Annotated in this window: 13 protein-coding genes; 3 read left to right on the top strand and 10 right to left on the bottom strand. The window is 58.2% G+C overall.

Annotated elements, in window-relative coordinates:
* Window positions 1-51: 51 nt before the first annotated feature.
* Together ctaD and nrdF are read right to left on the bottom strand one after the other, a co-directional pair.
* On the bottom strand, window positions 52-1,746 hold the full coding sequence (gene ctaD, locus QP941_RS10210; protein WP_238801113.1) for an aa3-type cytochrome oxidase subunit I: 1,695 nt from the start codon (window positions 1,744-1,746) through the stop codon (window positions 52-54).
* Between the two features lie 342 nt (window positions 1,747-2,088).
* Complete coding sequence (gene nrdF / locus QP941_RS10215) at window positions 2,089-3,078, bottom strand: class 1b ribonucleoside-diphosphate reductase subunit beta (RefSeq protein ID WP_179386927.1); 990 nt, start codon at window positions 3,076-3,078, stop codon at window positions 2,089-2,091.
* Window positions 3,079-3,224: 146 nt separating this feature from the next.
* Here nrdF and QP941_RS10220 point away from each other — a divergent pair, with 146 nt between their 5' ends.
* Window positions 3,225-3,920: a FadR/GntR family transcriptional regulator gene (locus QP941_RS10220; RefSeq protein ID WP_284868845.1), complete on the top strand. Its 696-nt coding sequence runs from the start codon at window positions 3,225-3,227 to the stop codon at window positions 3,918-3,920.
* Window positions 3,921-3,975: 55 nt separating this feature from the next.
* On the opposite strand, the gene nrdE is transcribed toward QP941_RS10220, so the two are convergent.
* The 6 genes from nrdE to QP941_RS10250 form a co-directional block, all read right to left on the bottom strand.
* The gene (gene nrdE / locus QP941_RS10225; RefSeq protein ID WP_284868846.1) at window positions 3,976-6,138 is read right to left on the bottom strand and encodes a class 1b ribonucleoside-diphosphate reductase subunit alpha; all 2,163 of its coding nucleotides are present in this window, start codon (window positions 6,136-6,138) and stop codon (window positions 3,976-3,978) included.
* 54 nt (window positions 6,139-6,192) lie between these two features.
* A complete protein-coding gene (gene nrdI / locus QP941_RS10230; RefSeq protein ID WP_204611071.1) occupies window positions 6,193-6,624 on the bottom strand; it encodes a class Ib ribonucleoside-diphosphate reductase assembly flavoprotein NrdI in 432 nt (143 codons plus the stop codon).
* A gap of 23 nt (window positions 6,625-6,647) precedes the next feature.
* On the bottom strand, window positions 6,648-6,887 hold the full coding sequence (nrdH, locus tag QP941_RS10235; protein ID WP_204611069.1) for a glutaredoxin-like protein NrdH: 240 nt from the start codon (window positions 6,885-6,887) through the stop codon (window positions 6,648-6,650).
* 305 nt (window positions 6,888-7,192) lie between these two features.
* The gene (locus QP941_RS10240; protein ID WP_284868847.1) at window positions 7,193-8,098 is read right to left on the bottom strand and encodes an alpha/beta fold hydrolase; all 906 of its coding nucleotides are present in this window, start codon (window positions 8,096-8,098) and stop codon (window positions 7,193-7,195) included.
* A 165-nt stretch (window positions 8,099-8,263) separates the two neighbouring features.
* Window positions 8,264-8,386, bottom strand: coding sequence for a type B 50S ribosomal protein L36 (ykgO, locus tag QP941_RS10245; protein ID WP_003847162.1), 123 nt, complete (start codon window positions 8,384-8,386; stop codon window positions 8,264-8,266).
* 120 nt (window positions 8,387-8,506) lie between these two features.
* Complete coding sequence (locus QP941_RS10250; protein ID WP_005327336.1) at window positions 8,507-9,862, bottom strand: sugar porter family MFS transporter; 1,356 nt, start codon at window positions 9,860-9,862, stop codon at window positions 8,507-8,509.
* Window positions 9,863-9,889: 27 nt separating this feature from the next.
* Between QP941_RS10250 and nadE the strand changes: the two genes are divergently transcribed.
* Window positions 9,890-10,711, top strand: coding sequence for an NAD(+) synthase (nadE, locus tag QP941_RS10255; protein ID WP_284868848.1), 822 nt, complete (start codon window positions 9,890-9,892; stop codon window positions 10,709-10,711).
* Here nadE and QP941_RS10260 read toward each other — a convergent pair.
* Both QP941_RS10260 and QP941_RS10265 read right to left on the bottom strand, forming a co-directional pair.
* A complete protein-coding gene (locus QP941_RS10260; protein WP_284868849.1) occupies window positions 10,708-11,433 on the bottom strand; it encodes a fructosamine kinase family protein in 726 nt (241 codons plus the stop codon). The two genes, nadE and QP941_RS10260, sit on opposite strands and share 4 nt — an antisense overlap.
* A 30-nt stretch (window positions 11,434-11,463) precedes the next feature.
* On the bottom strand, window positions 11,464-11,838 hold the full coding sequence (locus tag QP941_RS10265; RefSeq protein WP_284868850.1) for a DUF805 domain-containing protein: 375 nt from the start codon (window positions 11,836-11,838) through the stop codon (window positions 11,464-11,466).
* An 80-nt stretch (window positions 11,839-11,918) separates the two neighbouring features.
* Here QP941_RS10265 and QP941_RS10270 point away from each other — a divergent pair, with 80 nt between their 5' ends.
* On the top strand, window positions 11,919-12,845 hold the full coding sequence (locus tag QP941_RS10270) for an NAD(P)/FAD-dependent oxidoreductase (protein WP_284868851.1): 927 nt from the start codon (window positions 11,919-11,921) through the stop codon (window positions 12,843-12,845).
* The last annotated feature ends 19 nt before the right edge of the window (window positions 12,846-12,864 follow it).

The raw sequence follows: 12,864 nt of genomic DNA on the forward strand, positions 1-12,864 counted from the left end.
GCGGGTTGGGAGGCGGCTTAAGTCAGGAGTGCTTTAGCGAGTTATATCGCTTTAGTGGCTACCCACGTGTGCTTCTTCGCGCATGCGCTGAACCATGTGCGGGTAGTGCAGCTCGAACGCCGGGCGCTCGGAGCGGATACGCGGCAGCGACACGAAGTTGTGGCGCGGCGGCGGGCAGGAGGTTGCCCACTCGAGGGAGTTGCCGTAGCCCCATGGGTCATCCACGGTGACAATCTCGCCGTAGCGCCAGGACTTGAATACGTTCCAGACCAGCGGGATAACGGAAGCGCCGAGGACGAAGGAGAAGATGGTGGAAATCTGGTTGAAGACCGTGAAGCCATCGGACTCCAGGTAGTCAGCGTAACGACGCGGCATACCCATGTTGCCTACCCAGTGCTGGACCAGGAAGGTGCCGTGGAAGCCGATGAAGGTCAGCCAGAAGTGAATCTTGCCCAGACGCTCATCCAGCATGCGGCCGGTCATCTTCGGGAACCAGAAGTACAGGCCAGCGAAGGCGGAGAACACAACCGTACCGAACAGGGTGTAGTGGAAGTGTGCAATCAAGAAGTAGGACTCAGCCAGGTGGAAGTCCAGTGCCGGGGATGCCAGCATAACGCCGGTCATACCGCCGAACAGGAAGGTTGCCATGAAGCCCATGGCGAAGATCATCGGGGTATCCCAGGTGATGTGGCCCTTCCACATGGTGCCGACCCAGTTGAAGAACTTGACGCCGGTTGGAACCGCAATCAGGAACGTCATGAAGGAGAAGAACGGCAGCAGGATAGCGCCGGTGACGAACATGTGGTGTGCCCACACAGCCATGGACAGGGAGCCGATGGCCAGCAGCGCGAAGACCAGGCCGATGTAGCCGAAGACCGGCTTGCGGGAGAAGACCGGAACAACCTCAGATACAACGCCGAAGAACGGCAGCGCGAGGACGTAAACCTCAGGGTGGCCGAAGAACCAGAACAGGTGCTGCCACAGGATGCCGCCACCATTAGCGGAATCGTAGATGTGGCCGCCCAGCTTGCGGTCATACAGAACGCCCAGTGCCGCAGCGGTCAGCAGCGGGAAAATCATCAGCACGATGGCGGATGCGGTAAACACTGCCCAGCTGAAGACCGGCAGACGGAACATGGTCATGCCCGGTGCGCGCAGGGTCAGGATGGTCGTAATCATGTTGATAGCGGAGGCAATGGTACCGACACCGGTAGCGCCCACGCCGACAATCCACATATCCGCGCCGATGCCCGGGGTGTGAACACCATCAGCCAGCGGCATGTACATGGTCCAGCCAAAGTCAGCCGCACCACCTGGGGTAACGAAGCCCAGCAGCATTACGGTGCCGCCCAGCAAGGTAACCCAGAAGCCGAAGGCGTTGAGACGAGGGAAAGCCACGTCCGGCGCACCAATCTGCAGCGGTAGGATGTAGTTACCAAAGCCCCACACAACTGGGGTCGCAAACAGCAGCAGCATCACGGTGCCGTGCATGGTAAACAGCTGGTTGAACTGCTCATTGGACAAGAACTGGAGACCCGGGGTGAACAGCTCCGCGCGGATCAACAGTGCCATAAAGCCACCGAGGAAGAAGAAGCTGAAGGACATGATCAAGTACATGATGCCCAGCTGCTTGTGGTCGGTGGTGGTTAGAAATACCCAAGCCTTTGAACCGGTCTTCGCGTTACCGGTTGGCTCTGGACGTGTGGGGGCGACGTAATCGTCGACCCGTGGCGCCACAGCGGTCATAAAATCCTCCTGAATAACAAAGTGTCTGTGGACAGACTCCACCTACACCTAGGTTTACTCGCCTTATATTAGGCCATTTTCCCCTGTTCTTTCCAGCTTCCCCCAATACTTCGCCGCAGAGACAAGCCTCACCACTGACCACATCTGCCACATTGCCCCTGCACGTGGCGCGGCCACTATTTCCGGCTTCGCTTTTCGCCAGAGATACACCGTGCTATATGTCACATCCGCGCCGAATTTTGCACCCTCAAAACGCAAAAACACACCCCCGCTCGTTATCAACCTTTCGGTTGAGTTCGAGCAGAAGGTGTGCCGCTAGACCACGCTGATCAGCGGGAATGCTTAGAAGTCCCAGTCATCATCCGTGGTGTCCTCAGCCTTGCCAATGACATAGGACGAACCAGAACCAGAGAAGAAGTCATGGTTCTCGTCGGCGTTCGGCGACAACGAGGACAAGATAGCCGGGGAAACGCGGGTCTCATCGGCTGGGAAGAGCCCCTCGAAGCCCAAGTTATTCAGTGCCTTATTGGCGTTATAGCGCAGGAAGCGCTTAACGTCCTCGGTCCAGCCCAGGTCATCGTAGAGATCCTCGGTGTAGTCGATCTCATTGTCATAGAGGTCATAGACCAAGTCGAAGGTGTATTCCTTCAGCTCTGCCTGGCGCTCTTCATCTAGCTGCTTATACGCCTGCTGGAACTTGTAACCAATGTAGTAGCCATGCACAGCCTCATCGCGGATGATCAGGCGGATGATATCGGCGGTGTTGGTGAGCTTCGCGCGGGAGGAGAAGTACATCGGCAGGTAGAAGCCGGAGTAGAACAGGAAGGACTCCAGCAGCGTGGAGGCCACCTTCTTCTTCAGCGGATCATCGCCCTTGTAGTAGGACAAGATGATCTTGGCCTTCTTCTGCAGGTTCTCGTTTTCTTCGGACCAGCGGAAGGCATCGTTGATCATCGGCGTGGACGCCAGGGTCATAAAGATATTGGAATAGGACTTGGCGTGCACAGATTCCATGAAGGCGATATTGGTGTAGACCGCTTCCTCATGCAGGGTCTGGGAATCCGGAAGGAGGGAAATCGCACCCACTGTGCCCTGGATGGTATCCAGCAGCGTCAGGCCAGTAAAGACCCGCATGGTGGTTTCCTTTTCCTTCTCCGTCAGCGTCTTCCAGCTGGGCAGGTCATTGGAGACAGGGACCTTTTCTGGCAGCCAGAAATTACCGGTGAGGCGATCCCATACCTCGAGGTCCTTTTCATCCGGGATGCTATTCCAGTTAATGGCTTTAACTGGCTTTTCATGACTAGAAACGTAGTCATCGTACTCGTGCGACACGCGGCGTCACTCCAATACTAAAAACGGACACTTTTAGCTCCCCAGCATACCCAATTCGCCCGGCCTCTTTGCCATTGTGGTGAATGCCTCATGCCTATACTGATCCCAGCTATACCGAGTGCCTGCACAGAGAGGATTCACCCACCATGAGCGCCACCCCTCCCCTACTCGGCTCCGTGGTGGATCAACTCGGCGCGGATATAGTAAGCGGAGACCTCGCGGAAGGCGACCGGTTCCGGCTGGGGGACGTCGAAAAGCGCTTTGGCATCTCCCGCACCGTGGCCCGCGAGGCCATGCGCACCCTGGAGCACCTCGGAATGGTCAGCTCCGGGCGCCGCGTGGGCATCACGGTGCTGCCGATGGAAAAGTGGGCGGTATATGACCCAGCGATCATTAGCTGGCGCTTAAACAACGATAAAACGCGCGGACAGCAAGTGGCCCGGCTCAATGAGCTGCGGCTAGGCATCGAACCGGTGGCCGCGCGCCTAGCTGCCGGCAATGCCACCGCCCAGCAGCGGGCGGAATTGCTGCGCCTCGCCGCGCGATTGGCCGAGCTGGAATGTACTCCGTCTCCGCGCGTGGGCGAAGAATTAGAAACCGATTTACGCTTCCACACCCTCATCCTGCGGGCCTCTGGAAATGAAATGCTGGCCGCGCTCGCCCCCTCCCTGGTGGCGATGCTCAAGGGCAAGTCCGTCTTCGGCTCCCGCAAGCGCGACCCCATCGGCGGCACCACACAGCTACACAGGGAACTGGCCCGCGCCATTGATGCCGGGCTTGCCGACGCCGCCGAAGAAACCTCCCGCACCATTCTCGACCGCACCCGGGCAGAAAACGGCTAAACGCCTCGCTGCACGTCCTTCCCCACGACGTGCAGCGAGGCGCCCTACCTGCGGTTTAGAGCATGCAGGATACGCAGCCCTCGACCTCGGTGCCCTCCAGCGCCATCTGGCGCAGGCGGATGTAATACAAGGTCTTAATGCCCTTGCGCCATGCATAAATCTGCGCGCGGTTGACCTCGCGGGTGGTCGCGGTGTCCTTGAAGAAAAGCGTGAGCGATAGGCCTTGGTCCACATACTTGGTGGCTACGGCATAAGTATCAACGATCTTCTCGTAGCCAATCTCATAGGAGTCCTTGAAGTACTCCAGGTTGTCATTATCCATGTGCGGCGCCGGGTAGTAGACGCGACCGATCTTGCCTTCCTTGCGGATCTCAATCTTGGAGGCAATCGGGTGGATGGACGAGGTGGAGTTATTGATATAGGAAATCGAGCCCGTCGGCGGCACCGCCTGCAGGTTGCGGTTATACAGGCCGTACTTAGCCACCTCCTGCTTCAAGTCCTCCCAGTCCTGGGCGGACGGGGTATGGATCGAAGAGGCGTCGAAAAGCTCCTGCACCTTCTTCGTCTTCGGCTTGAACTCTTCCGGATCGTAGCGGTCAAAGAATTCGCCGGAGGCATACTCGGACTGCGGGAATTCCGTGAAGTACTCGCCGCGCTCGCGGGCAATCTTATTGGAAGCGCGCAGCGCCGCATACAGCACGGATGCGAAGTAGGCATTGGTGAAGTCCAAGCCCTCTTCCGAGCCATACTCGATGTGCTCGCGGCCCAAGTAACCGTGCAGGTTCATTTGGCCCAAGCCGATGGCGTGGGACTCGTCATTACCACGGCGCACGGACGGCACGGAATCGATGGAGGTCTTATCCGCCACTGCGGTCAGGCCGCGGATGGCGGTCTCCACCGTATTGGCGAAGTCCGGCGAATCCATGGTCATCGCGATATTCAGGGAACCCAAGTTGCAGGAAATATCGCTGCCCAGCTCCTCATAAGTCAGGTCCGCGTTGAACTCGGATGCGGAGTTGACCTGCAGGATTTCCGAGCACAGGTTAGACATATTGATCCACGAGGTCTTCACCGGGTTCGCGCGGTTTACGGTGTCCTCAAACATGATGTACGGGTAACCGGACTCGAACTGCAGCTCTGCCACGGTCTGGAAGAAGTGGCGGGCATTGATCTTCTTCTTGCGGATGCGTGGATCTTCCACCATCTCCTCATAGTGCTCGGTGACGGAAATGTCACCGAAGGCCTTGCCATAGACGCGCTCGACGTCATACGGCGAGAAGAGGTACATATCATCATTGCGCTTAGCCAGCTCAAAGGTGATATCCGGCACGACAATGCCCAGCGAGAGGGTCTTAATGCGGATCTTTTCATCCGCATTCTCGCGCTTGGTATCCAGGAAGTTCATGATGTCCGGGTGGTGCGCGTTGAGGTAGACCGCACCGGCACCCTGGCGGGCACCGAGCTGATTGGCGTAGGAGAAGGAATCCTCCAGCAGCTTCATCACGGGGATGACGCCGGAAGACTGGTTCTCAATGTGCTTAATTGGTGCACCGGACTCGCGGATATTAGACAGCAGCAGGGCCACGCCGCCGCCGCGCTTGGAAAGCTGCAATGCGGAGTTGATGGAGCGGCCGATGGACTCCATATTGTCCTCGATGCGCAGCAAGAAGCAGGAGACGAGCTCGCCACGCTGCGCCTTGCCAGCGTTGAGGAAAGTCGGGGTAGCTGGCTGGAAGCGGCCGGTCATGATCTCATCTACGAGGTGCTCGGCCAGGCCTGCGTCGCCGTCTGCCAAGAACAGGGCGGTCATGGACACGCGGTCCTCAAAGCGCTCGAGGTAGCGGCGGCCATCAAAGGTTTTCAGCGTGTAGCTGGTGTAGTACTTATACGCGCCCAGGAAGGACTTGAAGCGGAACTTATATGAATAAGCGCGCTTGAATAGCTCCTTAATAAAGGAGAACTCATACTGCTCGATAACCTGCGGGTCGTAGTACTTGTTATTAATCAGGTAATCGATCTTTTCTTCCAGATCATGGAAGTAGACCGTGTTTTGATTAACGTGCTGCAGGAAGAATTGGTTAGCGGCCTCGCGGTCTTTATCAAACTGAATCTTGCCGTTTGCATCGTAGAGATTCAGCATCGCGTTCAGAGCGTGGTAGTCCAACTGCTCTTCTGGCTTTACTGGCTCGGCGACGGTCTTCCCCAATTGCGTACTCACAGCTGACAAGGCCTTTCTTAAAAATTAGGATCTTTATTTAAGTCGTAGTGGGCGCTAGGCCGCGGCCTCGAGCCCGAGCTCGGCGGCGTTAGCCAATAAGCCTTCACGACAAATTTTTATATCGTCTTCGTTTCCCAGCAACTCAAAACGATATACATAGGGCACTTTACATTTGGCGCTGATGACGTCACCAGCCTTGCCAAAGTCGGCACCAAAATTGCTATTGCCACCCGCGATTACCGCGCGAATGAAACTACGGTTGTGCTCATCGTTCAGGAACTTGATTACCTGCGTGGGCACGGGCCGGGAGTTCTGGTGGCTAATGGACGCACCCCCTCCATAGGTGGGGCACACCAAAACATAGGGTTCGTTGACCTTGAGGGGCTCGTCCGTGCGGCGCAACGGGATGCGCGCGCTAGGAAAGCCCAGTTTCTGCACGAACCGGTGCGTATTTTCCGTCGCGGAGGAAAAATACACGACCAACATCGCTACTGGCCTCCCCTATTCTCTTAAGCAGAGGCCGCTACGGAAGCCAAGCCCTTGATACGGTCAGGGCGGAAACCAGACCAGTGCTCGCCATTAGCCTCAACCACTGGGGCCTGAACGTAGCCCAGGGCCATAACGTAATCGCGGGCCTCTTCATCGGCCGAGATATCGACGAGGTCATACTCGAGGCCGGCACGGTCGAGGGCCTTCTTGGTGGCATTGCACTGGACGCACGCTGGCTTGGTGTAAACGGTGATAGACATCTAGATCCTTAAAGCTCCTGCATTGAAAACTCGTCAGAACGGGGAGCATTTTCCCGCCTATGCGGGCGCTTCCTGCGCCGCTCTGAGCAACATCAACGACACTATACTTTGGGGGAAACGCCCGCAACTAACACAATATGTAGTAGTTACAGCCGTGGTATTCCCAGGATGGCACACCCCCAGGCCCCACATGTTGTCCGCACCAACGGACAGCCATGAAACTACACCAATGGGATTCCTGCAGGTTTACCTGGAGTTCACCATTTTGTGTGTCAAAGTTCACATTTTAGGGCTGGTACGTCACCTTAAGAGCCGACTGTCGAAGGCTCGCCAGAGGCGCAGGTCGCCGGGTCCGGACCCTCCCCTGAGGTACGCTTCAGCCCAAAAATGACCTGACTCAACACCGTCCGGTCGGTCGGCAGCTTGTCGTGACGAGGGGCCACGCCGCAGACCTCGCCCAGGTCTAGGTTGACCACATCGGCGCCGTCGCCAAGCGCCAGCTGCGAAGAACTATTCGGAGTCACCGTCGTATCCCCCGGCGAATAAATGGAGGTATAAAGCACGCCTGGCGCGGTATCTGGCAGCGCATTGAGCCGTTGCATAAACTCCGACCCCACCACTTGCTGGATGCCGGCCGTACTTGCCAGGAAAGCAGCGAAGTGCGGCGCGAAGGCAATGAATTTGGAAAGCGTCTCCCCCTGCCCATTGAGCGTGGTGCCGTGAAAGTTGCCGCCCAGCGCCACCGCATGGGACACATGGTCCGCCCCATCGTGCATCTGGGTATAGGTCTTGATGTGCATACCGCCCTGAGAATGGCCCACCAAGTTCACCTTGTCCGAGCCAGTGACCTCGCGGACATAGTCCACCTGATCCGCAATTTCCGCGGCCGAATCATCCAGGTCCGCGATGGCTTTGACACTTGGAATCATATTCTGCAAGGTGACATCATCGGCGCCGTAGTCAAAGGCCCACACGCACGCCCCCTGATCTTGCAGGAGGTGAACCAAGTTTCCCCATACGGAAGCATTATTTGAGGTTCCATGCAGCAACACAACAGGCTCAGTGATGTCCCCTGAAGGCACACAGGACGGGTCATTGATACCAAGGGACTCCGGCGCAGAGGATTCCCACTGTGGCCCTGTGGCATGAGCCACTGTGGCAGAAAATCCGAGTGCGGCGGCAGTGAGTGTGGCAACGATTCGCTGGGACATTATTCTTCTTTCTCACGGCATGGATAGACAAAATAATTATATTCATATATTTGTCTTTATGTTCACTTGGATTTAAAAGAATTTATCCTTTGCGCGCGAGCTCACGCATGAAAAAATCCGCCCCACTCCGGGAGTCCGGAGGGAGCGGATGGAATCGCGTCTCAATTAGCCCTGACGAGCCTTGAAACGGGGATCCTTCTTGTTGATCACGAAGACCTTACCGTGGCGGCGAATAACCTGGGCGCCCGGCTTCTTCTTCAGCGACCGAAGGGACTTACGGACCTTCATCGGGCGCTCCTTTCGTTATGCGCAATCTACATGCGGTTGAATAAGTAAAGCACGGACTGGGAATCCCCAGCCATGACACGAGGAAAAATGTTACCTCACACGGCCGTCAATACCAAAACACTAAGGCTTCACGGGTGCGGACTCGCGCTCGTAGCGCGACTTCATTTCCTCGCCTACCTCATCCAGGCTACGTCCCATAGTCTCTGGAACCAAAACCTTGGTGTAGCCGATGGCGATGAGACCAAAGACCCCGAAGACGATAAACGCCACCGGGCCGGTCAGCCACTCCACTAGCGGCAGGAAGTACTGCGCCACGGCCCAGTTGGTGGCCCATAGCGAGAGCCCCGCAATGCCCATGCCTAGGCCGCGCACCTGCAGCGGCACCAGCTCGGAGATGAGTAGCCAGGTAGTGGGCGACACTGCCGCCTGCTGAAAGGCGATAAACAGCGCCATAAACACCAACGAGACCATCGCCATAGCGGTGGAATCCTGCGCATGGGAATAGGCAAAGGAGAGGATAAACAGCGAGACCACGTTGCCGGTCAGGCCGATCAACAACAATCGCTTTCGCCCAATGCGGTCCACGACCTTGAGCCCCACCCAACAGGCCAGCACGGATACCGTGCCGATAACGATGGAGGTATAAACCGAGTTGGCAGTGGATATCCCCACCTGGTTCATCATGGTCGGCGCGAAGTACACAATGGCGTTGACGCCGGTAATCTGCTGCGTCAAGCCCATCAGCATGGCAAGCAACACCGTAATCTGCATCCACCGATTGGCCTTCAGCGCCTTCCATTCGGATCCGCTGGATTTTCGCGCGGTCTCCTGCGAGGTCAGCTCCGAGATATCCATCCCGGCGCGCCCGGCAATCTCTTGGGCGCGGGGCATGCGCCCGTTGGTTGCCAGCCATACCGGCGTCTCTGGCAGGAAAGCCATTCCGAGAGCTAACGCTAGGCCCGGCACGGCGGCTAGGCCCAGCATCCACTCCCAGCTACCGGTGGAGGCCAGCGCGGAGTTGACCAGGTAGGCCATCAACTGACCCACCACAATCGCGAGGGTATTGAGCGAGACCATGCGCCCGCGCACCTTGGCGGGCACGATCTCCGCGATGTACATGGGAGACACGATGGACACTGCACCCACGGCAAAGCCCAAAAATGTGCGCGCCGTGGCCAGCATTCCCACCGAGCCGGAAAGCGCACACCAGATGGAACCCAGCACGAAAATGATGCCGCCTGCAATCAGCGTGAAGCGGCGTCCATACCTATCGGCGATGCGCCCAGCCGTCAGCGCACCTACTGCAGCACCCACGAGCAGCATCGAGGTCACCCAACCCTCTTGGTGGGCACTCATGTCGAATGCGGGGCTAATAAAAAGCAAGGCACCTGACATCACGCCGGTGTCGTATCCAAATAGCAGCCCACCCAGGGCCGCTATGCCAGCTACTACCTTGACATAAACTTCCTTATTCACAGCACAATATTGTGTCAGGCGGCTACCATGAACGTCATGTCGAATGATGCCGAAAAACTGCAGCAAACCATCATAAAAGCCCTGGGTGTGCGTCCCTTTATCGATCCAGAAGCCGAAGTGCAGCGCCGCGTGGATTTCCTGGTTGATTACCTGCGCACCACCGGCGCTAAAGGCTACGTGCTGGGTATTTCCGGCGGCCAGGATTCCACCTTGGCGGGAAAGCTCGCGCAGATGGCGGTGGACCGCGTCGACGGCGCGGAGTTTTGGGCCGTGCGCCTGCCCCACGGCGTGCAGGCCGATGAGGACGATGCCCAGATTGCTCTGGATTTCATCCAGCCCGATCACCGCCCCACCGTCGATATCAAGCCGGCTACCCTGGCCCTCGACGAACAGGTAACGGATGCGCTGCAGCTTGCCGACGTCACCGATTTCAACCGCGGCAATACCAAAGCGCGCCTGCGCATGACCGCCCAATACGCCATCGCAGGCGAGGTAGGCGCGCTAGTCATCGGCACCGACCACGCGGCGGAAAACGTCACCGCCTTCTTTACCAAGTGGGGCGATGGCGCGGCGGATCTTCTCCCCCTGGCCGGCCTCAATAAGCGCCAAGGCGCCGCCCTCCTAGAGCACCTCGGCGCCCCGCGCTCTACCTGGGAGAAGGTCCCCACCGCGGACTTGGAGGACGATAAGCCCCAGCTTCCCGACGAAGAGGCCCTCGGCGTCACCTACGCCCACATCGATGACTACCTAGAGGGCAAAGCGATTCCCGACGCCGCCCGCGAACGCATCGAAACCTTATGGCGCCGCGGCGCCCACAAACGCATCATGCCGCAAGGGCCGAATCTTTAGGCCAGTGCCTCCAAGGTAGCGGCCGCCGCGCGCTCCAGCGGCCGGTTATAGCTGGCGCCGTGCGTCAGCGCATGCACCGCCAACGGATGCAGCTGGTGCATGGGAATCCACTTCTCGATGTCCTTCGGCGCACCATATCCCCGGAAAATCTCCTCAAGGTACGGTGCCCCGAAAAGCGCCAACATTCCCAAATCCGTATGCGGGTGCCCACCATGGGCGGCGGGGTCAATCATGATGCCGCCATCCGCTCCAAAAAGCAGATTGCCCGCCCATAGATCGCCGTGGATGCGCGCCGGCGCCACATCCCAACTGCGCGCGGCGATGGCGTCGCAGGCACGCCTTACCAGGTTCAACTGCGCTGCACTGATCCCCGCCAGTTCCGCAAAGGGCAGCACTCGCTGTTCAACATAGAACTCGCCCCAATTATCCGTCGGGATGCAGTCCTGTTCGATACTGCCGATGAAGTTCTTGCCTTCCCACCCGGTAGGAGGCGCGCCAAACGCTTCGGCTCCCGCACCGTGCATGCGCGCCAGCTCCGCACCAAATGTCCGCGCCGCCTCCGGCGTGGGCATGACCTCGTCCACGCGCTCGGTAACGATTTCTAGCCCGTCAGCGCTTACGACGTTGACCACCGCGTCGGTGGCCTCCCCGAGCCACCGCAGTCCGGCAGCCTCGGCACCTGCTTGATCTCTGCCGCGTACTCGCTTTGAAAAAGTCTGCATGTCGCCCAGCCTAATCAGGCAAGGAAACTTTTAAAGCGCCGCATGCTCGCGCGTGGGCAGCGCCATCATAAAGAGCAACGCGATTCCACCGAACACCGGAATGAGCCCAATCAGGCATAACAACCCCGTCCGCCCGGAATCGTGCAGCCGCCGGCACATCAAAGAAACGACTGGAATCACAAGTACCGCCTCAGCGATAGTCTCAATGTCCACGCCAAAGTGCCGATCGATAATGCCGATTGCCACAGAGCTCAGCACCAGGAAACCGAAAACCCACCAAAACTCACTCATGGACGCCCGACCACGAAAGTTGAAGTACTTTACAAAGAACCTGCCCACCGCCTGTACAGGCGACGCCCCATAGAGCGCTTCGCGTGTAAAGAACCCTGTGGATTCATCAGTCATTCTGCGCGCGAGCCCCTTCGATGTTGACTGCATATACTCGGCTGCGCACCATGCTACCCACTTCCTATAAAGGAGGAGCAATGTACTCGGACGTCATCATCATCGGCGGTGGCTTTGCCGGCACCGCTGCGGCCATCACCTTGGCCCGCGCTAACCGAAAAATTCAGTTAATCGATTCCGGGGCTCCCCGCAATCGCTTCAGCGAACATGCCCATGGCATCCTTGGCCTCGATGGCGCGCCTCCCGCCGAACTGCTTCAGCGCGGCCACGCGGAGGTCAAGAAATTCGGTGGAACCCTTACCCAGGGCTCGGTGGAGAAACTCACCCGGGATTCTGAGTGCGAGCCTTGGCAGGTAAAGCTTGGCAGCGGCGAGGTTTTCGAATCCCGCCACGTTCTCGTCGCGACGGGGCTCACGGACAAGCTCCCTGCCGTCCCCGGCCTCAGCGATTTGTGGGGCACCAGGGTCTTTCACTGCCCTTACTGCCATGGCTACGAAGTCACCGGAAAGAAGGTTGCGCTCATCGGCGGCGCGAATCCGCCTTTTACCATCCGGATCAGCAAGCTGCTGTCCACGTGGACGAGCACACTGACCTTCTACCCCAACGGCCTTGAGCTCACCGATCTTGATCGCACTCAACTCGCCGGATTAGGCGTAAAGGTAAACGATGCGAAAGTGACACAGCTCCGGCCAGAGGAGACATCGTCAACCGGCGTAGTAGTGCAAAGCACTACTGGTGAAGACGCCTACGAAGCATGCTTTACTGGGCCCGATTTTCTGCCCAATGACGCACTGCTGCAGGATGCTGGCTGCGAATCAGCCAACGGGTGGGTCAGCGTAGAGCATGGCCAGACCTCGGTATCGCGCCTGTGGGCGGCCGGCAATGTGGTCAGCTCACCGGACCAAGTCTCGCAAGCGATGGGCAGCGGCGCGGCCGTGGGCATCGCTATCGGGTTAAGGGTCAAAAAGTGTGTCCGGAATCGCGGATTTTCACGGATTGACCTGTAGGTTTCCGGAAAGTATATGC

The sequence above is a fragment of the Corynebacterium sp. MSK150 genome (assembly GCF_030229215.1).
Taxonomy (GTDB): domain Bacteria; phylum Actinomycetota; class Actinomycetes; order Mycobacteriales; family Mycobacteriaceae; genus Corynebacterium.